Genomic DNA, 25759 nt, shown 5'->3' with positions numbered 1-25759 from the left:
GGACATGCTGCAACTGATTGCCACAGTCGCGGCGCTCGCCGGACTGGTGCTGGCGCTGACCCAACTGCTGAAGGTGCACCTGGGTCGGAAGAACGCTAAGGGCGAGCGCGAGACGCTGAAGGGGCGCCGGGTGGTGGTGCTCTCGGTGCTGATCGGCGCCGGGCTGGGGGCGCTGCTGGCGGCCGGGGGGCTGGCCGACCTCGCAGACCTCGTGGCGTTCCCACCTGCGTGGTCGGGGGCGGTGCTGGGTCTGCTGTCCGGGCTGGTGGCCTCAGGGGGCAAGGACGCCATCACCGGCATCCAGATCAACGGCGCGAAGGCCAGGGCCAAGGCAGAGGCGAGGTATAACCCGGCCCCCATGCCCGACAGCACGGCTGAGTGGGTGGATGCCACCCTGAACGACTTGACGGGGCACTGACCCCTCGGCACCTGCCCCCCGCTTCCGGCTTCGGCTGGGGCGGGGGGCGGCCCTTTGAACCTAGTGGGATGTAACCCAACGGTGGCCGACGCTAAATTTACTTAAGCACTTTCTGGCCTTGAGGTATTGTCGGAGAGTGAAACAAGTAGCCCTTCTAACGCTTGGTATGTTTGGCCTGCTCACGGCTTGTGCCTCAGCTCCACAACCTGTAAAAACAGAAATACCATTTCAATTCGCCGGCTCGTGGGAGGGGACTTACGCGCGCGAACTGGCGAGTGGGGCGGGGACGCTCACACTGCAGCACGCAGGAAACAGAGTGACCGGTGAGATGAGACTGCGTGATAATGCCCGCCTCCCCATTGATGGCCAAGTCGTCGACGGACGCTTCACCGCAACGGGGACTACGACGTTTAGTGAGAGCACGACCACTTGCGCTTTCAATTTAAGGGCTGTAGGGGACCAGCAAACCGACACCCTCTTTGTGTTCGTCAAGTTCGTGGCTCCGTGTGATGAGTTCACGCTGCAGAACAGCTCTCAACTAAGTGGAATCTTCTTCCGGACAACGCGCAACTAAATCCATAAAGTTAGGCTAATGCCCCACCTTCGCCATGCGGCGGGGTGGGGCCTTTTTTGACTACCCTGCCCCTATGCACCCTGCTTCTCTGACTGCGCCCGAGATCGCCGACCTGCTCGCGCAGGCCTATGCAGAGGACCAGGGTTACGGGCACGACGGCCCCAGCGCTGAGGAGCGCACGGCCCTCGCGGACCGGCTCGGCTGCGACGAGACCCTCCGCGCCGAGGTGTGGGAGCTGCTGCGCGAACAGGTGGCCGACGAGGACGCCGCCGCCTACTGGCTCGACGTCGAGTTCGTCGAGCCGTGTCCGGGGGACGCGGGCCATGCCTGAGCGCCCCCCGCCCGCCGTGTTCTGGTTCGCCCTGGCCTGCGCCGCCGCCGGGCTCACGCTCAATTGGCTGGGCTACCGCGAGCCCGAGACGCTGGTGCTGGGGGTGATCGTGGCCGTGCCGGTGCTGGGGGCGTTCGCGTGGGCGGTGTGGGGACAGTAACCTCCGCCCATGACTGTAGAGTTCCGCCCAGGTCGCCCCCTTCCCCCCGAAGACAGCAGCACGCAGGAGCGTCAGCTCTATCATGCCCAGCGCAAAAGCGGCGAGCTGGCCACCATGACCCGCGAGGGCGGCGTTTGGCAGTGGCGCCTGTTGCACGGTGAGGGAGAGGACGGCTACGCGCGCGGCGGCTGGCGCGAGATGAGGGGATGGCTGGAGCAGTAGTTGTCCACAGGCTGTGGACGGAGCTGGGGATAAGGGGGCGGGACCAAAGGGGTCGCTAGTCCCGGGCGGAAAGGTAGGCGCGAGATGCAGGAAAAAAGCAGCAGCGGTTGCAGCAGCGCCACCGTTCTCCATTCCTCTCCATTCCTCTCTACTGTCCGATGTAAGTCGAGAAACCACGTGCTAGAGGACTCCAACGGATTCCAGGGGATTCCAATGGACTGGGCCGCATGGGATTGACACGGTAGGGGTCAGGGGTTCAAATCCCCTCGGTTCTACCAGATGGCCCCCGCTCCGGCGGGGGCTTTTCCTTTGGTGGGCGCGAAGAAAAAGCCCCAGGCACACGTGCCGGGGGCCTTCACGTCGAGGCGGCTTATTCCTTGACGCCCCCGGCCACCGTTCCGCCCACGAAGTAGCGCTGGAAGCCGTAGAACAGGCCCACGATGGGCAGCGCCCCCAGGGTCGCGGCGGCGGCGAACACGCCCCACTGGGTCGAGAACTGGCCCTGGGTGAAGCTCAGCAGCATCACGCCGACGGTCCACTTCTCCACGCCGGTCAGCAGCACGTTCGCCAGGATGAACTCGGCGTAGGTGCCGATGAACTGGTTCAGGAAGATGAAGGCCAGCATCCCGCCTGAGAGCGGCAGCACCACCCGAATAAAGCTCTGCCAGCGGGTCGCGCCGTCCACCATCGCCGCTTCCTCCAGCGACTCGGGCAGGCTCTCCACATACCCCTTGAAAATCCAGGTGTTGAAGGCGATCGCCCCGCCCGAATAGGCCAGGATCAGCCCGGTGAAGGTGTTCGTCAGGCCCAGCGTCACCATCAGCGCGTAGACGGCGACGAGCGCCAAGAAGACCGGGAACATCTGGATGAAGATGTAAAAGAGCAGCATCTGGAAGCGGCCCGGAAAGCGCAGCCGCGCCATCGCATACCCGGAGGTGGTCGAGAGCAGAATCGCCAGCACCCCGGTCAGGCCAGACACCAGCAGCGTGTTGCGCACCGAGAGCACGAAGCGGCTCTCGTTGTCCGGCCCCGTGAACTGCGCCGGGGTCATGAAGACCACCAGCAGCGCGAGCGCCCCGACAAGCAGGTACAGCGCCCATGACCGGGCACGGCTCAGGCCCTCGCTGTCGCGGCCCAGGCGCCCGGCGAGCGCCAACAGCAACACCGCCGCCAGGGCCGCCCCGACCATTCCCGCCAGCAGCAGTTGCCAGCCCGGAATGGTGATGCCGTTGAACAGCCGCGCGAAGTTTTCCAGACTCAGCACGTCCAGGTTGGGCAGCAGGCCCGAGCGGTAGAGGATATTGGGATTCTCGAAGTCGGGGAACGCGAAGAGGCTGTTGCGCGGGTCGAAGGCCGCCAGCAGCACGTAGAACAGGGGATAGATCGCCACGAGGACGACCAGAATCAGGAACAGGTGCGTGAGCTGATCGCCCAGCACTGCGAGGTAACTGATCCGGCGCCCGGTGCGGGCCTGCCCCCACCGCTGCCCGATCAGGCTGGTGAGCGCCAGGACGCCGCTCGCCGCCAGCAAGAACAGCAGGAAGCGCACCCAGCCGTTTTCCACGAAGTAGATGGAAAAGCTGCGCTGGCGTCCTTCCATGCTCTGCACGAGGTAATAGGCCAGCACACCGAAGCCGACGAGCAGCGCGGCCAGCGCCAGCCAGGGCAGGGCGCGGCGCAGAAAGCCAGGCTCCTTATGGACGTAGCCGCCGGGCGGCAGATTCTGGTCACGGGGCGCCGTGGTCATCGCCGGGCCTCCTCAAAGACCCCAGCCGCCTTGAAGTTCACCAGACTGATGGCGAGGGTCAGGAAAAAGACGATCAGCGCGATGGCGCTGGCCAGGGCGTAGTTTTGCCCCCCGCTGGCCGCGAAGGCCGTGTTATAGCCCCACGACAGCAGAATGTCGGTGCTTTGGGCGGTGGCGTCACGGCCTTCTTGCGTCGGCCCGCCCTGGGTGAGCAGATAGATGATGCCGAAATTGTTGAAGTTGAAGGCGAATCCCGACAGAAGAATCGGCGTGAACGAGTTGCGCAGCAGCGGCAGCGTAATGTTCTGGATCTGCTGCCAGCGGCTCGCACCGTCGATGCTGGCCGCCTCGTAGAGGTCGTCGTTGATGGTCGCCAGCGCACTGATGGTGGCCGTCATCATGTAGGGAAAGCCCAGCCACAGGTTCACGAGCAGCACGCTGATCTTGGCCCACAGCGGGTCACCCAGCCAGGGAATCGCCGCGATGCCCAGCAAGCCCAGCGTCTTGTTCACGATCCCGAACTGCTGGTTGAGCAGCGCCTTCCACATTTGCACGCTGATCACCGCCGGAATCGCCCACGGCAAAAAGAGCAGCGTGCGGTAGACGTTGCGGCCCTTGAGGCGCTTGTTGTAGAGCAGGATGCCCAGGATCAGTCCGGCGATGGCATTGATCACCACTGTGGAAAAGGCGAACACCACCGTCCACACGAAGACCGGCCACAGCGCACTGCTCGCCCGTGCGAAGATCTCGCGGAAGTTGGCGAGCCCCACAAACTCGTAGCGGTTGAGGCGCGTCACACTGACGGGCTGGAAGGTCTCGGGCACGGGGGCGGCCAGGGTGACGCTGCGGCCCTCCACGGAAGCGATCTGCGCCCGCACGGGTGTGGAGGCGTCCTCGTCGTACAGCACCGCCGTGTCGCCCACGCAATTGGGGGTGGTGCAGCGCAGGAACTCGGCCAACGAGTCCCCCTCGGGAATCTCGGCCAGCGTCAGGGTGCGGCGATCCGGCGAGAGCACCGCTTCGGTCCGCACGCCCGTGTCGGGGTTGCCGCTGTTTTGCCCGCTGTAGTTGGTAAAGGCGTAGTTCACCGTCAGCACGATGGGCAGCACCGTGAAGGCCGACAGGAACACCAGCGACGGCACGAGGTAATACCAGCTCAGCATCCAGGGAAAGAGCCGCGCGACCACCGGCATCCCCAGCAGCAGCGCCCCCAGGGTATAGACCAGAATCAGGTAGGGGGGCGCTTCCGGGAAGAAGCGGGCGGTCAGGCCCGAGAGCAGCCAGCCGACCAGCACGGCACCGCCCAGCAGCACGGCCAGAATCAGGATCGCCAACAAAAAACCGCGCACGCCGTCCGGGGGAGCGGCGCTGCGCGGGCGGGCAGAAGAAGCGGTCAGGGTCATAGGGGTAGGAGGCCTCCTCACAAACAGGGGTAGGACGGGTCAGGACCGCAGGCGGCGCAGCAGGTTGGTGGTTCCCACCATACTCCTCCACGCGAGCGGCGGACGAGCCCGCTGCCCGTCCGCCGAAGTCCAGCAAAAGAGGAGAGACCCGGTGCGGCTGGCCTCTCCTCCTGTGGGATTACTTGATGTTCTTGTTGATCTCCTGCACGGCCCGGTCAAGAATCTGGCTGTAGTTCTGGTTGGGCTTCTGCACGCTCTGGCCGATGGCGTTGGTCCAGGGACCCCAGACGGCACCCATCTCCACGACGTTCGGCATCGGGGTGCCCATGCTGATGGTCTTGCCGAAGCCGACGACCACCGGGTCGCTCTTGAGCTTGGTGCGGGCCGAGAGACTCACCGGGATGCGGCCGCCCGCCTTGTTGAAGGACACCTGCGCGTCGCTCTTGACGATCTCACGGGCGAACTGCGCCGCCACCGCCTTGTTCTTGCTGTAGGCGTTGAGCATCACGCCCTGCACGCCCACGAAGGGGCTCCACTTGCCGCTCGCGCCGGGAGGGGTGGGGAAGGGGGCGATGCCGAAGTTGATGCCTGCCTTCTTGATGTCGCCCATGTTCCAGGGACCCGTGACGATCATGGCCGCCCGGCCGTCCAAGAAGGCGCTCTTGACGGCGTCACCCGTCACCCCCTCGGGAACGAGGTTGTACTTGTAACGCAGGTCGTTCAGGAACGCGCTGGCCTTGTCGGCACCCGCGTTGGCCAGACCCACGTCCTTGGTGTTCAGCGTGCCGCTCGTGTTTCTGAACACGTAGCCGCCGTAGGCGCTGATGATGCCGTAGTTGCTGTACGCCTCGCCGATGTCCGTCAGGAAGCCGAAACGGCCGCTGCCGGTGTTCTTCTGGGCGACGCTGAGGAACTGCGACCAGGTCGTGGGAGCGTTGGGAACCAGCTTCTTGTTGTAAACGAGCGCCACGGACTCGGCGGACATGGGCAGACCCATCAGCTTGCCCTTGTAGGTCATGGCCGAGAGAGCGGTCCGGTCAAAGTCGCTGCGGCTCGTCACGTAGCGGTCCATGGAGTCGATCACGCCCGCCGCCGCGAGCTGCCCGAGGCGGTCTTGCGGCAGGGTCAGCACGAGGTCCGGCCCCTGACCCTTGGGAGCGCTCTGGATGAGCTTGTCCGGAATCTGGTCAAAGGGGACGCTGACGATCTGGATGTTGTGGCCGGTCTTCTTCTTGAAGGCGTCGGCCTGGCCGCGCAGCCAGGTCAGCTCGGGGCCACCAAAGTGGGTCCAGACCGTCAGGTTGGCCGCGCTGGCGCTCCCCAACAGGGCAAGGGACAGAACCGTCAAAGCTTTCTTCATGGCAACTCCTTGGGGAAGCGAGAGGATGAAACCGCTTCCAGCGAGGGAACAGACATTGGGGACCACCTGGGCGCTGCGCTCACTTCCGGGTGAGCCTGAACTGCCGCGTCTTTGCCTGCACTTGCTCCGGTGGCTGAGGCCCAGTATAGGCAACAAGGCCTAACTTGACAAGGGTAGACTCAAGGTGATCTTTTCACGTCCCTGTCATGGAAAGTCCGCTTTTTTGCACTGAATTCAACGTGTGATGGAACTGTGGCGGAGCAGGAGGGGTCTTTGTCCTGACCGAGCGGTCAGTCGTGGTGTAGAGTGCCCCCATGACCGCCGCTCCGACCCGCCCACGCGGCCCGCTCTCGCCCAAGCTGACCCTGTTTCTGACCATCTTCGTCGCCATGCTGGGCCTGAGCGTGCTGTTTCCCATCATCGCGCCGCTGGGGCGGGAACTCGGCCTTTCGGTGACGCAGATCGGCTGGTTCTCGACCGCCTACAGCCTCGCGCAGTTCGTCTTCTCGCCGATTTGGGGCAGCCGCAGCGAGCGGGTGGGACGCAAGCCGGTGCTGATCCTGGGCTTGATCGGGTTCTCGCTGAGCTTCGGGCTGTTCGGGGTGCTGGCGGTGCTGGGGGCGCAGGGAGTCCTCGCCGGGGGCCTCTTGTTCGCCCTGCTGGTCGCCTCCCGCGTGGTGGGCGGCGTGCTGTCGAGCGCGACCCTGCCCACCGCGCAGGCGATGATGGCCGACCTCAGCAGCGAGAAGGACCGCGCCGCCGCGATGGGCCTGATCGGCGCGGCCTTTGGGCTGGGGGTGGTGTTCGGGCCTGCGCTGGGAGCCGCCCTCTCGGGCTTCGGGCTGACTGCCCCCATCTTCTTCAGCGCGGGGCTGGGGCTGGTCACGGCATTCGCCGCGTGGCGCACCCTCCCCGAGACGCGCCGGGCGGATGCGGCGCCTGCCCCCGCCGGGGAACGCCGCGCCCTGCTGGGACGGCCGGGCATCCTCCTCTTTCTGGCCGTGAGTGCCCTGTACACCCTGGCGAGCGTGGGCATGGAGCAGACCATCGCCTTTTACGTGCAGGACACCCTGCGCCTGACCCCGGAAGGCACGGCGCGGACGGTGGGGCTGATGCTGGCGGTCTTCGGGTTGCTGGCGGCGGCGGTGCAGGGCGGGGCGATGCGGCCGCTCAGCCGCAAGTTCGCGCCGGGACCGCTGATCTCGCTGGGGCTGCTGGTGATGGGCGCGGGCATGTTCCTGCTGCCGCTGGGGCAGAGCTTCTGGCCCATCACGGCGGCGCTGGCGGTGATCGGGGTGGGCAGCGCGGTCCTCGGCCCCAGCCTCAGCGCGGCCCTCTCGCTGAGTGCGGGGGCGGGGCAGCAGGGCGCGGTGGCGGGCCTGAACAGCAGCGCCCTGGCCCTGGGCCGGATGACGGGACCCCTGATCGGCACCGGGATGTACCAGGGCGTCGGCCACGCGGCCCCCTATTTCCTGAGCGGCGGCATTCTCCTCGCCCTGCTCCTCTGGACCCTGATTGCCCGGCCCCAGGTCCGCCCGGCCCAGGAGGCCAAAGTCTGATTCTTCCTGCCGGGACAGAGTGCGGACCGTCCCCCGCTCTATGCTGCCCGCCATGACGGCTCCGCGCCCCACCTACAATCCGGCCCGTGCGCTGGCCGTTCGCGTCCTGCTGCGCGTGCTGGCGGGCGAGACGTTCGCCGCGCCCGCGCTGGACAGTGCGCTGGCCGCTGCCCGGCTGCCCGCCCGCGACGCGGGCCTCGCCACCCACATCGTCTACGGCACCCTGCGCCACGCGCCCACCCTGGGGGCGGCCCTCACCCCCCTGCTGCGCGGCGAGACGCACCCCAAGACGCGGGCACTGCTGCTGGCGGGGGCCTTCGAGAAGCTCGTGCTGGGGACGCCTCCCCACGCGGTCGTCAGCGAGTACGTGGGACTGGCACGGGGGGCGCGGCTGGCCCCCTCCGGCCTGGTCAACGCGGTACTGCGGCGGGTGGAACTTCCACCCGTCACCGAGGAGACGCGTTTCGCCCTGCCCGGCTGGCTGACCGAACTCCTCCGGTCGGCCTACGGCGAGCGGGCCGACGCGGTGATGGCCGACCTGCTCACGCCGCAGCCGCTGTGGCTGAGTCTCTCGGAAGCCGGGGTGCAGGCGCTGGAAGCCGAGGGCAGCGCCGTGGAGCCGGGGCCGAATGGGGTGGACCGGGTGACGTTGGCGCGGCCCCTGCGCGAGAATGCCGCCTACCGCCGGGGGCAGGCGCAACCCATCAACCCGGCCAGCCTCGCGGTCGTGGACGCGCTGGGGGAGGTGGCGGGGGCACGGGTGCTGGACCTCGCCGGGGGAGCGGGGATCAAGGCGGCTATGCTTGCCGCGCGGGGGGCACAGGTCACCAGCGTGGACGTGGCGGAGCGCAAGCACGCCGCCGCCCGGCAGAATCTGGCGCGGCTGGGGCTGAGTGCCGACTTCGTGACGCATGACCTGAGCGAGCCGCTGGACCTGGCGCCCGCGCCCCTCGTGCTGCTGGACGCGCCCTGCACGGGGACGGGGACCCTCCGCGCCCACCCGGAGATCAAGCTGCGGCTGACCCCGGAGGCGGTGGGGGAGATGGCGACCCTCCAGCGCCGGATGCTGCCGAACGCCGCCGCGCTGGTCGAGCCGGGCGGGCTGTTGGTCTACAGCGTGTGCAGCGTGGCGCCGCAGGAGGGGGCGAAAGTCGTGGCTGACTTTCTTGCCACCCACCCGGAGTTCTCGCCGGAGCCGCTGCCCGGCCTGGACCTGCCCACCGTTCCGGCCGGAGACGGCGTGCTGACCGTCATGGAAGACGGCATAGACGGCTTTTTTATCGCCCGGCTGCGGCGGAAGCCCTAGGCATCGCCCCCAACGGCAAGGGAGGCGAGTGCCAACGCGCTCGCCTCCCTGTGGGTGAGTCCCGGTCTTACAGCCCCAGCGCCGCGTCCAGCGCGACCTCGATCATTCCGTTGAAGGTGGTCTGACGCTCCTCGGCGGTCGTCTCCTCCCGCGTGACGAGGTGGTCGGAGACGGTCAGGATGGTCAGTGCCCGGACCCCGTGCTTGGCGGCGAGGGTGTACAGTCCGGCAGCCTCCATCTCGACGCCCAGCACCCCGAACTCGGCCCAGAGTTTGTACTGGTCGAAATCGTCGTGGTAGAAGGTGTCCGAGGACATGATGTTGCCGACGTGGGTGGTGAAGCCCCGCTCCTGCGCAATTTGGTAGGCCCGCAGCAGCAGCCCGAAGTCGGCGATGGGCGCGAAGGTCTTGGCCCCGAAACGGATGTTGTTGATGTTCGAGTCGGTGCAGGCCGCCTGCGCGAGGATCAGGTCGCGCACATGCACGTCCGCCTGATAGGACCCGCAGGTGCCCACCCGGATCAGGTTCTTGCAGCCGTAGCCGGTGATCAGCTCGCTGACATAGATCATCGAGGAGGCGATGCCCATGCCGGTGCCCTGCACGCTGACGCGCTGGCCCTTGTAGGTGCCGGTGTAGCCGTGCATGCCGCGCACGGTGTTGTGCAGTTCGGGATTCTCGAAAAACGTCTCCGCGATGTGCTGGGCGCGGAGGGGGTCGCCGGGCAGCAGCACGGTCTCGGCGATCTGGCCTTCTTTGGCGTTCAGGTGAACCGTCATCGGGGACAGGGTAACAGAGGAACCTAGCCCTCCACCCATTCGGCGGCCAGCCACTCGGCATGGGGAACGCCGCTGGCGAGGATGCCTTCCTGCACCGCCCGCACGTCGTAGGGCACGGTTCGGAAGGTCACCTGACCGGCTGAACCCAACAGCAGGTAACTGGCTTGGGCAAGATTGACGTAGCGGTCGCCCCTCCGCTCGTAAGGCAGGCCGACGCTTCCCGGATTGAGGAGCGTCCAGCCGTCCAGCGTTCGCAGCAGGGGTTTGTGGGTGTGGCCCCCGACCCAGATGGGGTGCTGTCCAGAGGTGGCCCGCAACGCTTCTAGCCGCGCCTCTGGGGTCTGTGCGCCCAGCGTCTCGTCGTCGCGCTCGGGGCTGCCGTGAAATCCCAGGAGGCCGGGCAGTTCGACCAAAGGAAGGCAGGAGACCACGAGGCTGCGGTCGATTGGCGTGAGTTGCGCGTATCCCCAGGCGTCGATCTCGTGCAGCTTCTCCTCGTCCGGGAAGCCGCGTGGGGAGAAGGGCTGGAGGGGCTCCAGCAGCAGACGGTCGGCGTTGCCACGCACCACGGGGCAGCCCAGCGCGGCGACCTCGGCCAGACATTCACGCGGCCAGACGCCGCCGAGGGCCACGTCTCCCAGGCACAGGTAAGCGTCGGCCCCCTGCGCCCGCATGTCGGCCAGAGCGGCGTGGAGGGCCGGAAGGTTGCCGTGGATATCTCCGAAGACGGCGAGGCGCATGGGTCAAGATAGCCAGCCTCACGGCAAGAGGGCCGGGACTCCCACGCTCCGACCCCCTCCCCCCACCCTCACACCATCTGCAACGGGCTGCTCAGCGCCGCCGCTTCGGGGTTGAAGCGGGGCAGCTCGGGGAGGTCCTGGCCGTCTTCCCCGATCAGGCGGCCATACAGCATGTGCGGGGTGGCGTGCTCGATGCGGGCGCGGTAGAGGCCCGCTCCCGTCGCCCCGAGCGCCTTGGGCACCACGGTGGGGTGGTTGCCGCGCGTGTGGCCCTCCAGAAAGCCCGTGTCGTGGGCGTCGCCACGCAGCAGCAGTTCTTGAACCGTGCCCACCTTCTCGGCGTTCTTGCGGGCACTCCATTCCTTCTGCCGCACGATCAGGCGCTGGAGCCGCTCGGTCTTCAGTTCGCGCGGGAGGTCGGCAAAGTGCTTGTAGCTCGGCGTGCCGGGGCGGGGCGAGTAGATGAACATGTAGGCGGAGTCGTAGCCCACCTCGTCGTAGAGACTGAGGGTCTCCTGGAAGTCCTCCTCTGTCTCGCCGGGAAAGCCCACGATGATGTCGGTCGCCAGCACCACGTTTGGCAAATGCTTCTTGATTTCCGCGATGTGCGAGAGGTACTTCTCGCGGGTGTATTCACGGGCCATCCGGCGCAGCACGCGGTTGGAACCGCTCTGCACGGGCAAGTGCACGAACTCGCACACGGCGGGCGTCTCGGCCATCGCGGCGGCCACGTCTTCCGTGAAGTTCATGGGGTGGCTGGTGGTGAACTTGACCCGGCGCACGCCCGAGCGCCCCACCAGCCGCAGCAGGTCGGCAAAGGAGGGGTATCCGGCGAGCTTTGCGCCCTGGTCCACCCCGTAGGCGTTCACGTTCTGGCCCAGCAGCGTGACCTCCTGCACCCCGGCGGCGAGTTGCAGGTCGAGTTCGCGCAGGATGTCGTCGGGGTGACGGCTGACCTGCGGGCCGCGTGTGGTGGGCACGATGCAGTAGGTGCAGTGGTGGTCGCAGCCGCGCATGATGGTGAGGTGCGCTTGCAGCTTGCCCGTGGGGGGCGGGGGGACGTGCCCGTGCAATTCGTCCTTGAATTGCAGGCCCCAGAAACGTTCGCTACTCTCCAGCGCCTTCCCGATGTCGAGCAGGCTGCCCGGCCCCAGCAACACGTCCACCTCGAACTTGCGGGCGATCTGCTGGCCTTCTTCGAGCTGCGCGAGGCAGCCCATCATGCCCACCACCAGGGGCCGCTGCGCCTTTTGCTTGCGCAGGTCGCCCAGCAGCGAGCGGACCTTGTCCACGGGCTTGCCGCGCACCGCGCAGGTGTTCACAAGGACGAAATCGGCCTCGTCCACGCTCTGGACCATGTCCGCGCCGAACGAGACGAGTTGCGACTCGACCAGATGGGTGTCGTACTCGTTCATCTGGCAGCCGTAGGTGATCAGGTGTGCCTTCACGTTCATTCTCCTCGGCCTGACGGAGGGATTCCGGGGCCTTCTGTGTACGCCACGCTGCGCTGAGCGCGGGCCGGGCGCGAGTCTAGCAGGGCCGGGTGCGCCCGCGCCTCAGGGCTGCTCCGGCTCCTTCAGCGGGTACGTCGTGCGCTCGGCCACCCGCATGCGGCCCTCGGCGGGGGCGTAGGTGGCGTCGATCAGGCCGGAGCGGTGCTGGCGGAACCAGTCGCGCAGGGCGGAGGACTTGGCGAAGACCCGCGCCCGCAGCACCTCTTCGGCCTGGGCGCCCTGCCCCGCGAGGATCATGTTGGCGTAGTAGCCGCCCAGCCGCGCCTTCAGGTTGGTCAGGTCAGCGTTCTTGCCCAGCCCGGCCAGCAGGTCGCCCAGGTTGCGGGCCGCCTCCTGCGCGGGGACATAGGTGTAGGCGTGGGTGCGGTCGGCCAGCCGGACCCCGTCCCAGGCCAGCACAGTCAGCAGCGCGGGACTGACGGCATACGGCCAGTCGTAGTAAGCGAGGCGGTCGCTGGCGAACAGGAGTTCCTTCGTGCCGTCGCGGTTCAGGTCCACGAAACGCAGGCCGTAATTCCCCCCGTCGATGATGGCGAGGTTCTCCACCCGGCCCGCGTCCTGGGTAAAGGCGTAGTACGCCGAGCAGCAGTGCGCCCCGCCGGAGAAGGTGCTTAGCACCAGCTCGGGCAGGCCACCGGGCCGGAGGGGCTGTAGCTCGGCCGCCACGTTCCAGCCGCTGACGGTCAGCACCGTGCGGTTGCCATTTCTGACCACCGCCCGCGCTTCCCCCTCGATGTTCCCCTCCGCGCGGGGCGTCACCGTCACGGTCAGGGTGCCCCACCGCAGGACCTCCGCGTGGGCGGGGGAGAGCAGCGTGAGCCATCCGGCCAGCGCGAGGCACCTCTTCATGCCTCACCCTACTGCGGCGGGGTCAGGGGCTCTGGGGAGAGGCGGGCGTGGCCCCGGCCTCCTGCCGGTCCAGCGTGAGGTTGTAGGTGAGCAGTTCCCGGCCCAGCAGCACGGTGCGGAGGGTCCCGCTCAGCTTGCCCCCCCCCAACTCGGCCCGCAGGGTGCCGCGCAGGGCGTCGCCGCCCTCGTAGAGGTTGACCTCGAGGCTGCCGCCCGCCGTGCCCACCCGCTGAAAGGTGCCGCTCACGGCATACGCTTTGCGGCTTTCCAGGTTGGTCAGCACGCCCGTGGCGCGGCCCTCGCGCTCCTGCACGCTCAGCAGCAGGCGGTAGGGCACCCGGCCCGTCAGCCCGGTGCCGGTACCCTCGTACACGCCGTTCATCGCCCGCTCCAGCGCCGTACTCGCGGCGATATTCGCCCCCAGTGCACAGCCGGGAAGCAACAGGGGGACGGCCAGCAGCGGCAGGAGGAGGGAGGCACGCATACCGGCGAGCTTAGGCCGCCCTCATGAAGGGGAACTGATGGAGAGCCATCAAAAAAGCTCCCGCGAGGGGAGCCTTTCTCGGGTGCCGGGTGGCCTCAGGCGACCTTGACGCCCTGGCTCTTCAGCAGGCGGCGGGCGGTCTGGGTGGGCTGGGCGCCGACCGAGATCCAGTAGGCGGCCCGCTCCGCGTTGACCTTGAGGTAGGTCTCGCTGGTCTTGCGGGGGTCGTAGTGGCCCAGGTTCTCGATGTAGCCGCCGTCACGGGGGCGGCGGGAGTCGGTCACCACGATGCGGTAGTGGGGGTTGTGGGCAGAGCCGAAACGGGACAGGCGAATCTTGACCATGACAAAAAACCTCGGGTTGGAGTAGTGAGGGTGGGGCGCCCGCCTAGGTCGCGGGATTCATGCGCCCGCAGCAGCCAACCGGAAGCGCACCGAAGGAGAGTAGCAGAGGCCGGGGGGCTGTGGGAAGGGGGTCAGAAGGGTGGCGGTACAGGCCGACGCGACGCCCCCGACACCTCGTTGAGCTGGAAGGCCATTCGGCCGGGGCCGAAGATGGGGCTGCCGCCCACCGTGCCCAGGGCCGTGCCCGCGCCCACCCGCGCCCCGACCTCGACGGCAGCGTCCTGAAGGCCAAAATACGCGGTGACCTTCGCCCCGTGGTCGAGCAGGACCACCCAGCCCAGGCTGGCGTAGTAGGTCGTGGCGATCACGTTGCCCGGCAGCGAGGCGACGGCCTGGGTGCCCTCGGCGGCTTCCAGCACGCTCCACTGCGCCCCGTTCGACCCGTAGGGCTGGCTGACCCGGCCTCCCGGCAGCGGGAAGCCCAGCGGGCCGGGCGAGGCGGGCAGCGGCGCGAGCGCCTGGGTGGTGGCCGCCACCGCCTGCTGGGTCTGCCCCTGACGCTCGCGCAGGGCGGCCTGTTCCTGGGCAACCCGCTGTTCGCGTTCGCGCTGAGCGGCCAGGGCTGCCTCGCGCTCGGCCTGCTCGCGGGCGTTCTGCTCGGCCTCGCGGGCGCGGGCCTCGGCCTGAGAGCGGGCGATGGCGTCGGCCTGCTGGCGGGCGCGGGCGGCGGCTTCGGCCCGCGTGCGGGCTTCGGCGGCAGCCCTGGCCTGGGCCTCGGCGCGGGCCTTGGCTTCCGCTTCGGCTCTGGCTCTGGTGCGGGCTTCCGCTTCCGCTCTGGCACGGGCCTCCGCAGCAGCCTTCGCCTGAGCTTCGGCCCTGGCTTTCGCCTCGGCCCTGGCACGGGCGCGGGCGGCGGCCTCCGCACGTGCTCTGGCTTCGGCCTCGGCTTTGGCACGGGCGGCGGCTTCGGCACGGGCCTTGGCCTCCGCACGGGCGCGGGCTTCGGCTCTGGCTTTGGCCCTCGCCTCGGCCTCCGCTCGGGCTTTCGCCTCCGCCTCGGCGCGTTCGCGGGCAATCCGGGCCTGCCGCTCCTGCTCGGCGCGGATGCGGGCGAGGCGCTCGGCCTCCCGCCGGGCGCGTTCCCGTTCCTCGCGGATGCGGCGCAGCTCAGCCTCGCGGCGGCGGCGTTCCTCCTCCAACCTCCGCAGGCGTTCGGCCTCCAGCCGGGCCTTTTCCTTCACGACCGCGCCCACGAGTTCGTCAATCGTGCGGGCGGTTTCGGCCTGTTCCGCGCGGGTGCGGGCGGCCAGGGTGCGCTGGCCCTGCTCGTCGCGGCGCAGCTCGGCCAGCAGGCGCCCCGTCTCGGCGCGGCTCTCCCGCAGCTCCTCCAGCCGGGCGAGCTGGCGGGCTTGCAGGCCCTCCAGGGTGGCCTTTTGCGCGGCCTGCCGCTCGCGCTGCGTCTCCAGCGTGCGGACCTCGCCGCGCAGGTCTTCGAGCACCGCGACATGCTGCTCGCCCGAGAGGTTCGCGTAGCGCAGCCGAATCAGCAGGTCCGACAGACTGCCCGATTGCGACAGCAGCCGCAGGTACTGCCCGCTGCGCTCGCGGTAGAGGGCCTGAAGCAACTCGCGCAAGTCGGCCTGGAGACGGGTCACGCGGGCCTGGGTGACTGCCCCCGCTGCCGTCGTCTCGGCCAGCGCCCGCTCGGCCCCCTGCACCTGCCGGGCGAGGTCGGCCGTCTCGTTTTCCAGCTCGGCCACCCGCCCGGACAGGGTCTCCAGCCGCTCCAGCGTCTCACGGCCCTGCGCGGAGAGGCGGGCGATGTTGCGGCGCAGGTCTGCCAGTTCGCGGCCCTGCTGGGCGCCCAGCCGCCGCTGCTGCGAGAGTTCGCGCTGAAGCTGCTGGAGCCGCTCGCTGGTCTCCTGCGCCCCGGCCAGCAGCGCCGCCGACAGCAGGACGAGGACGGGCCAGCCCGGGTTTCTCTTCACTCCAGCTCCCGCAGGTAGCGCCGGGTGGCAAACAGGCTCCCGGCCAGCCCGGTCAGGATGCCCAGCATCGCCACCGCGCCCAGCAGAGGCAGCAGCGTGTCGAGGTCGCGCACGACCGGAAAGACGGGCGCGAAGGTCGCCACCCGCTCGGCCAGGGCGAGGTAGCCGGGTGCGAGCACCGCCAGCGCGAGCGCCGAGGACAGGGTGCCCAGCAGCACGCCTTCAATCACGTGCGGGGTGCGGATAAAGCCGCGTGTGGCCCCCAGCAGCCGCATCACGCTGATTTCCTTGCGGCGGGCGTACATGGCGACCCGCACGGCGTTGAGGATGCTCAGCAGCGTGCCCGCGAACAGCAGCGCGACCAGGCCGTACCCCGCCGCCCGCACGGTGGTCAGCGTCCGCACCGCCTGGTCCACGTACCCGGCCCCGTATTCCACGTCCTCCACGCCGGGGAGCTTCGAGACTGCCTCGGCCACCGGGCGCGAGTCCTCGACCCGGCCCACCCGCACCCGCAGTGTGTCGGGGAAGGGGTTGCCGACCAGACCCGTCGCCTCGGCGGTGGAGGGGTAGTCGCGGGTCATCTCCGCGAGGACCTCCTCGCTGGACACCAGCCGGGCCTCGCGCACGCCGGGGAGAGTCTGAATCTGCCCCAGCAGCGCCGCCCCATCCGCACCGCCCTCCAGAAAGGCCGCGACCTCCACCTGCGATTCCAGCCCCTCCAGGGTGCGGTTCACGTTCAGCGTGAGCAGCAGCACCCCGCCCAGCATCAGCAGGGTCAGGGTCATGGTGGTCAGCGTGCCCAGCGTGGCGGTGAGGTTGCCGCGCATGGCGAGGAGGGCCTGACGGAAGTGGTAGGTCATGGGCGGCCCCCAGCGCGGGTGGGGGTGGGGACGGGGCGGGGGCGGCTCGGCGGGTAGGGGCCGCCGTCGAGAAGTCGAGAGGTCGAGAGGTCGAGGGTGTTCGCCGCCTCGACTTCTCGACTCCTCGACCGGGCGCGGGCGCGGAGCGCCCTCACAGCGCGTATCCCCCCGCCAGATCGTCACGCACCAGTCGCCCCTGACGCAGCGTCAGGGTGCGGTGGCGGAAGGTCTCCACGAGGTCGCGGGCGTGGGTGGCGAGGACCACCGTGGTGCCGCGCAGGTTGACGTGTTGCAGCACCCGCAGCACCTCGCGGGCGTGGTCGGGGTCGAGGTTCCCGGTCGGCTCGTCGGCCAGCAGCAGCGGCGGGTCGGCCACGATGGCGCGGGCGATGGCGACCCGCTGCTGCTCGCCCTGCGAGAGCTGCACTGGGCGGGCGTCCGCCCGGGCCTCCAGCCCCACCGTCCGCAGCGCCGTGCCCACGCGGGCAGGCCACTCGCGGGCCGGAACCCCCGTCACGCGCAGGGTAAAGGCCACGTTGTCGTAGGCGCTGAGGTGCTCGAGCAGCAGGTTGTCCTGAAAGACGGTCCCGATGCGGCGGCGCAGCAGCGCGGTGCGGCGGCCCCGGTAGCGCGAGAGCGGTTCGCCCGCGACCTGCACCTCGCCCCGGCTGGGCAGCGCCCGCTTGAGCACCAGATTCATGAAGCTGCTCTTGCCCGCGCCGGAGTGCCCCACGAGGTACACGAATTCGCCCTTGTGAATCCGGACATTCAGGTCGTCGAGGGCCAGCGCCCCGCTCGCCGGGTACGCGAGGCTCACGTTGCGAAAGACGATCACGCGCCGGAGCCTCCGGGGACGCGGCCACGGGAAAAGGGGGGCAGGTGGGTCATGCTCGTGGCCCAGCATAGCCCAGCCCTTCATGGAGGGGGAGTCCGGTGGGGGCGGGTGAAACGCCTCCCACAGTCTCTTAACCGGTTCGCCCTATCCTGCGAGGCGTGAACCGGAAACGCATGATGCTGGTGGCGGGGTCCCTCGCCGCGACCGCCGCCGTCGGCTACGCGCAGCTCGGCGGCTACACCCAGGCCGACCTCACCCGCTCGGAGACGGGCCGGGCCTTCCTCCAGGTACTGGGCGAACTTCAGCGCTCGTACCTCTACCCCATTGACCAGGAAAAGGTGCTGCGCGGCGCGATCAACGGGGCGCTCGGCAGCCTCGACGACGAGTTCACCTACTACTCCGAACCCGCCGACACCGCCATCGACACCCAGAACCTTCAGGGCGAGTTCGGCGGCATCGGCGTGACGCTGGTGGCCGCCAACCCCGACGGCACGGGCGGCAAGATCGACAACGTGTACAAGGGCGGGGCCGCCGCTGAGGGCGGCGTGCAGATCGGGGACGTGTTCGTCAAGATCGGGGACACGGACGTGATGACCTCCAAGCTCGACGAGATCGTGCGCTTGGTGCGCGGTCCCAAGGGCAGCACGGTCAACGTGACCTTTGCCCGGAACGGCAAGCCCTACACCGTGAAGATGGAGCGCCGCCAGGTCACCATCGTGAGCGTCGAGCAGACGGTGCTGCCGGGCGATATCGGCTACATCGCGCTGAACACCTTCTACAACGAGAAGGCCAGCGAGCAGTTCCGCGCGGCGGTCGCCTCCATGAAGCAGAGGGGCGTGCAGAAGCTGATTCTGGACCTGCGCGACAACGGCGGCGGCCTGCTGAACGCGGGCGTGGACGTGGCCGACCAGTTCCTGGGGTCGGGCAACATCGTGAGCCTCAAGGACCGCACGGGCCGCGCTCAGGTGTATGGCCGCGCCGCCAACCGCCCCACCGACTATGCGGGCAAGCTCGTCGTGCTGGTCAACAAGAACAGCGCCAGCGCGAGCGAGGTCGTGGCGGGTGCCCTGCAGGACCTCAAGCGGGCGACCATCATCGGGGAGCAGACCTTCGGCAAGGGCGTGGCGCAGATTCCGGTGGACACGGTGGACGGCGGCAAGGTCGCCATCGTGAACAGCGCGTGGCTGACCCCCCAGGGCCGCGAGATCCACAAGAAGGGCATCACGCCCGACGTGGCCGTCACCGACACCCGCTACACCACCCCCTTCAACTTCAGCGGCAGCGGCCTGACGCCGAACGCCAAGGTCACCCTGACCGTAGAGGGCAAGCCCGTGACGGTCACCGCCGACAAGGACGGCAAGTTCACCTACACCGCCGAAGTCAAGCGTCCGGTGCGCTCGACCACCCAGGGCGAGGCGACGGTGGACCTCGCCGGGGACGCGATCCTGCGGCGGGCGGTGGAGACGCTGAAGTAAGCCGTTAGCGGTCAGCTTTCAGCCATCAGCAGGATCAGAGGGCCTCAGCTTCGGCTGGGGCTTTTTTTGTTGTTTGCTGGCGGCTGTCCGCTGGAAGCTGGCCGCCCCTCAATCCCACTCCCACTCCCGCCAGTCGCTGGGTTTCGCCTCGCGGCTGGCCGCTTTCTTCTCCTGCGGGGCCGGATACCAGGGATAGGCGGCGGCAAGGGCCGTGTGCAGCCGCTCCATCAGGCGGGCGCGGAGTTCGGCTTCCTCGCGGGGGGTAACCTTTTCGATTTCCCGCATCAGGCGCGAGAGGGTGTCTTCCAGCCCTGGCAGGTACGGCTCACGGGCCTTTCTCACTGCGCCCTTCCTGAGCGGCTCGGGGTGGATGATGGGCAGGTAACTCTCGGCGGCGGCGTCCAGCAGGGCGGCCCGTTTCGCCGCCCGTTCCTCGCGGGCACGTTCGGCGCGGGCACGGGCGTCGGCGGCGCGGGCCTGGCCGACGAGGAAGGCTTCCTCGCGCTCGGCGTCCAGCACCCGTTCCTCGCGGTAGAGCTTGACGGGCGGGAGGCGGCGGCGGCCCATCTTCAGGCCGTTGGGGCGGGTGTCGTCGTGCTCGCCCAGGAACTTGCGAATCAGGCCCGGCGTCCAGCCGCGTTCCTTGAGGTCCTGGGTCGCCAGGAAGCCGGGCGGCGTCAGGGGCTTCTCGCGGGTGGGGCGGGGCTGTTTTTTGGTCATGGTTGGGGACTCATGGCTGGGGCAGGCCGCGCCACTCCCCGCGCAGCAGGTCCATCTGCACGCTGTCGTAGCGCTCGCCCTCCCACAGCCGCGCCTGCCGCACGCGGGCGCACTCACGGAAGCCGAGCCGCTGCCCGAGGCGCAGCATCCGCTCGTTGCCGCTCCAAGTGGTCACGGTCAGGACGTGCGCGTCGGTCCAGTCCAGCGTGTCCTGCACCCACAGGCTCAACGCCCGCGTGCCCACGCCGCCTCCCCAGTACGCCGGGTCGTAGATCAGGATGCCGAGGTCCCACCAGCCGCCGCCCTCCGGCTCCTCCTCCGAGCGGTTGACCATCCCGACCACCACGCCGTCCACGTCGATGACCTGCTCGTCGGCGTCGGGGCCGTGTGCTGCCAGGTATTCGGCATACGCCTCCATCGTGCGGGTGGTGCCCGCCGCCGGGAAATAGGGCGCGTCCCAGCGCCGCCACTCGGCCCCCGGGTCGGTGAGCCAGCGGGTCAGGGTGGGGAGGTCGTCTGCTCGGCGGTCGCGCAGCGTGACCGGGAGGGAAGGCAGGGCAGGGGTCACGGCGCGGAGTATAGGCTCCGGCCCCGTCAGACGTCAGGCCGCCGGGCCAGGCGCGTGTAGGTGTGTCCCGCGAGGTTCTGACGGCCCACCGCCACGAAGCCGCTGCGGGCGTACAGGCGCGCCGCCGGATTGCCGTCCTCCACCAGCAGGGTCAGGGGGAGGACGAGTGCCCGTGCCCGTTCCGCACAGGCCTCAATCAGTGCCCGACCCACGCCCCGCCCCCGCGCGGCGGTGACCGTAGCGAGAGTGTCGAGGTACAGCTCGCCCGCCTCCGCCTCGGTGGGAATGGCCGGGTCCAGCCCCAGCGAGCGGCGGTGCTCGCGGAAAGGCCCGTCCAGCGCCTGCGCGAACTCGCCGGGATACAGCACGGCGAGGCCCACCGGACGGCCCTCCTCCCCCTCGGCGATCAGCGTGTGGATGAAGCTCAGGCGGTTGCCCCGCGTCACGAAGAATTCAGCGATGACGTGCGCGGCGTCCCCGTCGGTCGTGGTGCCCGTCAGGTGCTGGCCCACCCGCCCGATGGCCTCCTGAATCAGCGGGGCGGCAAAGGCCGCGTCAAAGGTCTGGGCCGGGCGAATGCGGGGGGTCATGCCGCCCAGTCTCCCACCCGCGCCGCAGCCGGGCGAGCCGCACACTGTCCCAGCGCTGCCCGTTCCACGCCCGCGCCTCCGGCACCCGCCCGCATTCGTGGTAGCCCACCCGTGCGGCGGCCCGGACCATCCGCCCGTTGCCGCTCCAGGTGGTCAGGGTGAGGACATGCGCGTCCGTCTCGCGGAAGGTCGCGTCGGTCCACAGCCCCAGCGCCCGCGTCCCCAGCCCGCCGCCCCAGTGGGCCGGGTTGTAGATCAGCACGCCGAGTTCCCACCAACCGCCGCCCGCCGGGGCCTCCTCCCAGCGGGTGACCATGCCGATGCAGGTGCCCTCCAACGCGATGATCTGGCGGTGGGGCGAGGGCGGTTCGGCCTGTGCCCGCTCGGTGTACTCCGTCAGCGACAGGGGAGAGGCGGGGCGGGCGGCATGAAAGTACGGCGCGTCCCAGCGTTTCCATTCCGGGTCTGTCTCGGCGTGCAGCCAGCGGTGCAAGGTGGGGAGGTCGCCGGGCTGACGCTCGCGCAGGGTGAGGGGAGGCATTCGCCCCAGGCTGCCAGATGACTCCGCTGCGGGCATCGGCCGGATGGCGTGTGGGCGAGCGGTGAAGAAGCCCTGACTGGCGCGGGTCGCCCCGACCGCTTACGGTGAACCATGCCCCTGAAACCGGACATCGAACACCCCGAATCTGGGCGTCGCCGCGCCGGGTACGCCATCGTCGGCATCGGGGAACTCAGCGCCGACGAGCTGATTCCCGCCGCCCGGACCAGCGAGCACGCCTACGTCGCAGCCCTCGTCACCAGCGAAAGGGACAAAGGCGTGGCCTTTGCGCGGGCCTACGACCTCACCGAGGAGGACGTGTACAGCTACGAGGACTTTGAGCGCTTGTCCGAGCGCGAGGATGTGGAGGCGGTCTATATCGTCCTCCCCAACGCCCTGCACCGCGAGTACGTGGAGCGGGCCGCGCGGATGGGCAAGCACGTCCTGTGCGAGAAGCCGCTGGGTGTGAACGCCGGGGACGCGCAGGCGATGGTGGACGCCTGCCGGGACGCCGGGGTGCTGCTGATGACCGCCTACCGCTGCCAGTACACGCCCCAGCACTGGGCCGCGCGGGACGCCGTGCAGGGGGGCAAACTTGGCCCGGTCAAGCTCGTGGACTCCATCCACGGTCAGGTCCAGGACGACCCCGAGGCATGGCGCATGAAGCGTGACCTCGCGGGCGGTGGTCCCCTGGTGGACGTGGGCATCTATTGCCTGAACACCATCCGCTTCGTGCTGGGTCAGGAACCCGAGTGGGTCTTCGCCGCGCAGCACCAGCCGCAGGATGACGAGCGCTTCCGCGAGGTCGAGGAGTCGGTCAGCTTCATGCTGGGCTTTCCCGGCGGCGTGATCGCCAACGGCCTGACGAGCTACGGCACCCAGAAGACCGCCACCCTGCGCGTGCTGGGCGAGAAAGGCACCGTCCTGATGGACCCCGCCTACACCTACCAGGGCCTGGAACTGACCATTTCCGACGGCGAGGGCGATTTCCAGCCCAAGCTCCCCGACGAGGACCAGTTCGGGCTGGAGATGGACCACTTCGCCCAGCGGGTCCGCGACGGCAAGAAGCCCTGGACCCCCGGCGAGGAGGGCGTGCAGGACCACCGCATCATGGACGCGATCTACGAGAGCGCGAGGACGAGGCAGGTCGTGCGGCTGGAGCGGGTGGAGGGCCGGGACGCCTTCCGGGGCACGCCGCCGCAGGTGCCGGGGCGGGAGTGAGGCAGGGAACGGACGAGGTCAAGGTCGTCTGGCGGAGCCTGAATCCTGACCGTCCCAGCCTAGAACACCTCCACTTGTCTCCCTGGGCAGAGGCGACAGGGACCGTCATCGGCATCAGCGAGGGGCAACCCTTCACTCTGTTTTACTGGCTTGATCTCGGAAAGGACGGTCATCCTATGCGCCTGCGCTGCGACGTGGATGATGGGCGGCATCTGGACCTCTCCCGGTCGGGCGGGGGCGAATGGACCACGGCGGAGCAAGAGGGTCTCCCACTGCTGCGAGGCTGTACCGACGTGGACATCCGCGTCACACCGTTCACCAACACTCTCCCCCTGCGCCGCTTGAGCCTGCGCGTGGGGGAGGGCCAGGAAGTGTGGGCCGTCTGGGTAGACGTGCCTTCGCTGGACCTACGGCCCACCCGCCAGCGCTACACGCGGACGGGAGAGGACACCTACCGCTACGAGAATCTGGACAGCGGGTACAGCAACGAGATCACCGTGGATGGGGCAAGGCTGGTGACGCTCTACCCGGACGCCTTTAAGCGGTTGGCTTAAGCCTCACCCGCACCGGAAAGGAATCGGGATCGGCCCGATGCAGCACACGCCGCGCGTCTCCACACTCGACCCCAGCGCGAGCGGCGAGCCGCCGTGCGAGCTGTTATAGATGGCGTTATGGGCCTCCCGGCACGCCCCGAACCGGGCGGCAATTCGGAGGCGCCCCCGCACCAGCCCGTCTTCCCGCACGATGCGGGCCACCGCCGCCGAGCACGACTCGCCGCCGTGCAACGCGGCGTGGGCGCAGCGAAAGCCCTTGCGCGGCGAGAGATGCTGCTGGTAGAGGCGGATGCCGGAAAGGGTCAGGCGGTCAAGGGGAGTGGGCATGGGGGGAGCGTAATGGGTGGTGGCCCGCTGCCTTGCCGGAACGTGTGAAGACGGCTCAATCCTTGAGCAGCCACAGGTTCGCCGTGCGGAAGCCTGCCGCATCCAGCGCTGCCCGGCGCTCGGGCCACCCAGTGGGGCAGATTGCCTGCACGGTGCGGACCCCCCGCACGGCGAGAGCATGGTGCGCCCCCTCCAGCAGCGGGCTGAAGGTGGCCCAGTCAGCCGCCGCGAGGTCATCCAGCGTGCCGACCCCGGCCGCGTCGTGCGCGGGTGAAAGGCCCGTGGGCTGCGGCACCACGAAGCCGTCCACGCCGTTCGGACCCTCGTGGACCAGCACGTCCCGGTCGGGCCGGGTCAGCGAGTGGCGCATCCAGCTTTCAAAGCGGGCTGGGGCGTCCGGGTGCGGCGTCCAGAAGCGGGGGTTGGCGCGGCGTTTGCCTTCCTGCGCGGCAGCGTTCAGGCGCACCAGTGCGGGAAGATCGGCCTCGGTCGCCGGGCGCACGGACGGGGGCCGGGTCGCCTGGGGGTCCACCGAGCGAGTCATCCAGAAGGTGAGGGGCCGGTAACCCCGCGCCGTGAGGTGGGCCAGCCGCTCGGAGGCACGGGTAGGGCAGGCCGTCACGAGGACCGCCGCGCCACCTTCCCACACGAATGTTTCGGCCCCGTCCAGCAGCGCGGCGAGGACTTCCGGGTCCGCCGCGTACAGCTCATCCCCGCTCAGTCCCGCGAGCAGACTTTGATACACGGGCGGGGCAGGAAAGAGACCCGCTGACACGACGCCCACCGCCTTCCCGCCGCGCTCGGCCAGCAACCAGGCAAACCGCTCCGGCTGTGCCAATTCGCGCTCCAGCCGCGCCCGCACCCGTGCTTCCGCGTCCGGGTGTGGCGCCCAGAGGTCCGGTGCCAGCTCCCTCCGCTGCTGGGCCGCCGCGAGCAGCAACGGTACGAGCTGCCCCACATCCTCCACCCCCGCCCGCCGAGTTGTGAGTGTGTTCACGAGTGGCAGCGTACACCCGCAGCATTCCTTACAGCCTGCCCCGACCTCACCGGACCAGAATGCCCGCCATGTCGCCGGGGCCGCAGGACGTGTGCATCGTGGGGGGAGGCCCGGCGGGGATGATCTTGGCGTTGCTGCTGGCCCGGCAGGGCATCCCGGTGACGGTGCTGGAGGCAGCGGGCGACTTTCAGCGCCGCTTCCGGGGCGACACCCTGCATCCCGCGATCATGGAACTCCTCGCCGGGCTGGGACTGGCCGCGCCCGTTCTGGGCCTGCCGCACACGCGGGCGCACCGGGCACGCCTCGTGCGGGCGGGAGGCACCCAGGTCATCGCGGACTTCTCGCGGTTGCGGACCCCCTACCCCTACCTCACGGTGATGGCGCAGTCGCGCTTTCTAACCTTCCTCGCCGCCGAGCTGGGGCGCTTCCCCCATGCGCGGGTGGTCATGGGCGCTCGGGTGGAGGGGCTGCTGGAGGAGGGCGGTGAGGTCCGGGGCGTGCGTTACCGCCGGGCCGGGGCGCTGCATGACCTTCCCGCCGCGCTGACCGTGGGGGCGGACGGGCGATTTTCCAAGGTGCGCGACCTCGCGGGGCTGGAATTGCGGCGGCTCTCGCCGGGGCAGGACGTGCTGTGGTTCTCGCTGCCCCGGCACGCGGACGACCCTGGTGGCAGCATTGACCTGCACCTACGCGGTCCGCACTGTATCGTGACCACCGACCACGGCGAGCGCTGGCAGGTGGGCTACTCCATCCGCAAGGGGAGTTACGCGGCGGCGCGGGCGGCAGGCGTGGAGCCTATTCGCGAGGCAGTGGCGGCCACCGTGCCCTGGCTGGCCGGACGGGTGCCCCTCCTGACCGATTGGCGCGAGCTGCACCTCCTCGCCGTGGAGGTCGCCCGCGTGCGGCGCTGGTGGCGCCCCGGCCTGCTCCTGATCGGGGACGCGGCCCACCCTATCTCGCCCATCGGCGGGCTGGGCATCAATATGGCCGTGCAGGACGCGGTGGCCGCCATGAATGTTCTGTGCGGTCCCCTGCGCTCGGGGCGGCTGCGGCCCCGGCATCTTGCCCGCGTACAGCGCAAACGGGCCTGGCAGATCGCCGTGCTGCAAGCCCAGCAGGTCATCGAGGAACGGGAGGTCGAGGGCCTGGACGGTGCCCAGCCGCTGCATGTGCCCAGCCTGCTGCTGCGGCTGCTTCAGGGGGTGCCCGGCTTGCAGGGAGTTCCTGGTTACGTGACCGCCTACGGCCTGCGCCCGGAACGGCTGCGGGCGCGGTGGCGGGCGACCCGGCTTTAGCTTGA

At 69.2% G+C, this 25759-nt stretch carries 28 protein-coding genes; 10 read left to right on the top strand and 18 right to left on the bottom strand.

The features are described from left to right. Positions 1–4 precede the first annotated feature (4 nt). The 4 genes from L1280_RS13745 to L1280_RS13730 all read left to right on the top strand — a co-directional run bounded on the left by L1280_RS13745 (position 5) and on the right by L1280_RS13730 (position 1705). Positions 5–418, top strand: a complete 414-nt coding sequence (locus tag L1280_RS13745; protein WP_253582857.1) for a hypothetical protein — start codon at positions 5–7, stop codon at positions 416–418. A gap of 647 nt (positions 419–1065) precedes the next feature. Then, positions 1066–1323 (top strand): hypothetical protein, encoded by a 258-nt coding sequence (locus L1280_RS13740; protein WP_253582856.1) that lies wholly within the window; start codon positions 1066–1068, stop codon positions 1321–1323. Next, entirely contained in the window at positions 1316–1483 is a 168-nt protein-coding gene (locus tag L1280_RS13735) for a hypothetical protein (protein WP_253582855.1), read from the top strand. Before L1280_RS13740 ends, L1280_RS13735 begins: the two co-directional genes overlap by 8 nt. A gap of 9 nt (positions 1484–1492) precedes the next feature. Beyond that, complete coding sequence (locus L1280_RS13730) at positions 1493–1705, top strand: hypothetical protein (RefSeq protein ID WP_253582854.1); 213 nt, start codon at positions 1493–1495, stop codon at positions 1703–1705. A 370-nt stretch (positions 1706–2075) separates the two neighbouring features. Here the strand turns inward: L1280_RS13730 and L1280_RS13725 are convergent, their stop codons facing one another. The 3 genes from L1280_RS13725 to L1280_RS13715 all read right to left on the bottom strand — a co-directional run bounded on the left by L1280_RS13725 (position 2076) and on the right by L1280_RS13715 (position 6215). Continuing rightward, the gene (locus L1280_RS13725; protein WP_253582853.1) at positions 2076–3452 is read right to left on the bottom strand and encodes a sugar ABC transporter permease; all 1377 of its coding nucleotides are present in this window, start codon (positions 3450–3452) and stop codon (positions 2076–2078) included. Beyond that, a complete protein-coding gene (locus L1280_RS13720; RefSeq protein WP_253582852.1) occupies positions 3449–4855 on the bottom strand; it encodes an ABC transporter permease subunit in 1407 nt (468 codons plus the stop codon). The genes L1280_RS13725 and L1280_RS13720 overlap by 4 nt, the downstream gene beginning before the upstream one ends. A 178-nt stretch (positions 4856–5033) precedes the next feature. Continuing rightward, on the bottom strand, positions 5034–6215 hold the full coding sequence (locus L1280_RS13715) for a maltose ABC transporter substrate-binding protein (protein WP_253582851.1): 1182 nt from the start codon (positions 6213–6215) through the stop codon (positions 5034–5036). Positions 6216–6529: 314 nt separating this feature from the next. On the opposite strand from L1280_RS13715, the gene L1280_RS13710 reads away from it, so the two are divergent. Beyond that, complete coding sequence (locus tag L1280_RS13710; protein ID WP_253582850.1) at positions 6530–7774, top strand: MFS transporter; 1245 nt, start codon at positions 6530–6532, stop codon at positions 7772–7774. Between the two features lie 52 nt (positions 7775–7826). After that, entirely contained in the window at positions 7827–9080 is a 1254-nt protein-coding gene (locus tag L1280_RS13705; protein ID WP_253582849.1) for an RsmB/NOP family class I SAM-dependent RNA methyltransferase, read from the top strand. A 67-nt stretch (positions 9081–9147) separates the two neighbouring features. Here L1280_RS13705 and deoD read toward each other — a convergent pair whose 3' ends face one another. The 9 genes from deoD to ftsE form a co-directional block, all read right to left on the bottom strand. Beyond that, on the bottom strand, positions 9148–9855 hold the full coding sequence (gene deoD / locus L1280_RS13700; RefSeq protein WP_253582848.1) for a purine-nucleoside phosphorylase: 708 nt from the start codon (positions 9853–9855) through the stop codon (positions 9148–9150). Positions 9856–9878: 23 nt separating this feature from the next. After that, positions 9879–10595, bottom strand: coding sequence for a metallophosphoesterase (locus tag L1280_RS13695; protein ID WP_253582847.1), 717 nt, complete (start codon positions 10593–10595; stop codon positions 9879–9881). 68 nt (positions 10596–10663) lie between these two features. Continuing rightward, positions 10664–12043 (bottom strand): tRNA (N6-isopentenyl adenosine(37)-C2)-methylthiotransferase MiaB, encoded by a 1380-nt coding sequence (gene miaB / locus L1280_RS13690; RefSeq protein WP_253582846.1) that lies wholly within the window; start codon positions 12041–12043, stop codon positions 10664–10666. Between the two features lie 108 nt (positions 12044–12151). Next, positions 12152–12958: a hypothetical protein gene (locus L1280_RS13685; RefSeq protein WP_253582845.1), complete on the bottom strand. Its 807-nt coding sequence runs from the start codon at positions 12956–12958 to the stop codon at positions 12152–12154. A gap of 22 nt (positions 12959–12980) precedes the next feature. Then, positions 12981–13442, bottom strand: a complete 462-nt coding sequence (locus tag L1280_RS13680) for a hypothetical protein (RefSeq protein WP_253582844.1) — start codon at positions 13440–13442, stop codon at positions 12981–12983. A gap of 95 nt (positions 13443–13537) precedes the next feature. Continuing rightward, positions 13538–13786 (bottom strand): 30S ribosomal protein S16, encoded by a 249-nt coding sequence (gene rpsP, locus L1280_RS13675; protein WP_152867947.1) that lies wholly within the window; start codon positions 13784–13786, stop codon positions 13538–13540. Positions 13787–13917: 131 nt separating this feature from the next. Further along, positions 13918–15774: a peptidoglycan DD-metalloendopeptidase family protein gene (locus tag L1280_RS13670; protein ID WP_253582843.1), complete on the bottom strand. Its 1857-nt coding sequence runs from the start codon at positions 15772–15774 to the stop codon at positions 13918–13920. Next, positions 15771–16634 carry an ABC transporter permease gene (locus tag L1280_RS13665; protein WP_253582842.1) on the bottom strand — a complete coding sequence of 288 codons (864 nt, stop codon included), beginning with the start codon at positions 16632–16634 and terminating at the stop codon, positions 15771–15773. Before L1280_RS13665 ends, L1280_RS13670 begins: the two co-directional genes overlap by 4 nt. Positions 16635–16785: 151 nt before the next feature. Beyond that, complete coding sequence (ftsE, locus tag L1280_RS13660; protein WP_253582841.1) at positions 16786–17469, bottom strand: cell division ATP-binding protein FtsE; 684 nt, start codon at positions 17467–17469, stop codon at positions 16786–16788. A 158-nt stretch (positions 17470–17627) separates the two neighbouring features. Between ftsE and L1280_RS13655 the strand changes: the two genes are divergently transcribed. Continuing rightward, positions 17628–18944: a S41 family peptidase gene (locus tag L1280_RS13655; RefSeq protein ID WP_253582840.1), complete on the top strand. Its 1317-nt coding sequence runs from the start codon at positions 17628–17630 to the stop codon at positions 18942–18944. Positions 18945–19052: 108 nt separating this feature from the next. Here the strand turns inward: L1280_RS13655 and L1280_RS13650 are convergent, their stop codons facing one another. The 4 genes from L1280_RS13650 to L1280_RS13635 are packed head-to-tail and all read right to left on the bottom strand — an operon-like array spanning position 19053 to position 21363. Further along, positions 19053–19664 (bottom strand): hypothetical protein, encoded by a 612-nt coding sequence (locus L1280_RS13650; protein WP_253582839.1) that lies wholly within the window; start codon positions 19662–19664, stop codon positions 19053–19055. Between the two features lie 10 nt (positions 19665–19674). Continuing rightward, entirely contained in the window at positions 19675–20232 is a 558-nt protein-coding gene (locus L1280_RS13645) for a GNAT family N-acetyltransferase (protein WP_253582838.1), read from the bottom strand. Between the two features lie 26 nt (positions 20233–20258). Beyond that, entirely contained in the window at positions 20259–20822 is a 564-nt protein-coding gene (locus L1280_RS13640; protein WP_253582837.1) for a GNAT family N-acetyltransferase, read from the bottom strand. After that, a complete protein-coding gene (locus L1280_RS13635) occupies positions 20788–21363 on the bottom strand; it encodes a GNAT family N-acetyltransferase (RefSeq protein WP_253582836.1) in 576 nt (191 codons plus the stop codon). The genes L1280_RS13640 and L1280_RS13635 overlap by 35 nt, the downstream gene beginning before the upstream one ends. Before the next feature lie 111 nt (positions 21364–21474). On the opposite strand from L1280_RS13635, the gene L1280_RS13630 reads away from it, so the two are divergent. Both L1280_RS13630 and L1280_RS13625 read left to right on the top strand, forming a co-directional pair. Then, positions 21475–22581, top strand: coding sequence for a Gfo/Idh/MocA family protein (locus L1280_RS13630; protein WP_253582835.1), 1107 nt, complete (start codon positions 21475–21477; stop codon positions 22579–22581). Beyond that, a complete protein-coding gene (locus L1280_RS13625; protein ID WP_253582834.1) occupies positions 22578–23135 on the top strand; it encodes a putative glycolipid-binding domain-containing protein in 558 nt (185 codons plus the stop codon). The genes L1280_RS13630 and L1280_RS13625 overlap by 4 nt, the downstream gene beginning before the upstream one ends. A 3-nt stretch (positions 23136–23138) precedes the next feature. On the opposite strand, the gene yidD is transcribed toward L1280_RS13625, so the two are convergent. Together yidD and L1280_RS13615 are read right to left on the bottom strand one after the other, a co-directional pair. Further along, entirely contained in the window at positions 23139–23462 is a 324-nt protein-coding gene (gene yidD, locus L1280_RS13620) for a membrane protein insertion efficiency factor YidD (protein ID WP_253582833.1), read from the bottom strand. A gap of 55 nt (positions 23463–23517) precedes the next feature. Next, complete coding sequence (locus tag L1280_RS13615) at positions 23518–24459, bottom strand: hypothetical protein (RefSeq protein ID WP_253582832.1); 942 nt, start codon at positions 24457–24459, stop codon at positions 23518–23520. Positions 24460–24527: 68 nt separating this feature from the next. On the opposite strand from L1280_RS13615, the gene L1280_RS13610 reads away from it, so the two are divergent. After that, entirely contained in the window at positions 24528–25754 is a 1227-nt protein-coding gene (locus L1280_RS13610) for an FAD-dependent oxidoreductase (RefSeq protein WP_253582831.1), read from the top strand. The last annotated feature ends 5 nt before the right edge of the window (positions 25755–25759 follow it).

The organism is Deinococcus sp. HSC-46F16, assembly GCF_024171495.1.
Taxonomy (GTDB): Bacteria; Deinococcota; Deinococci; order Deinococcales; family Deinococcaceae; genus Deinococcus.
The sequence above is the reverse complement of the archived record's forward strand: the minus strand, read 5'-3'. Positions and strand labels throughout refer to the sequence as shown.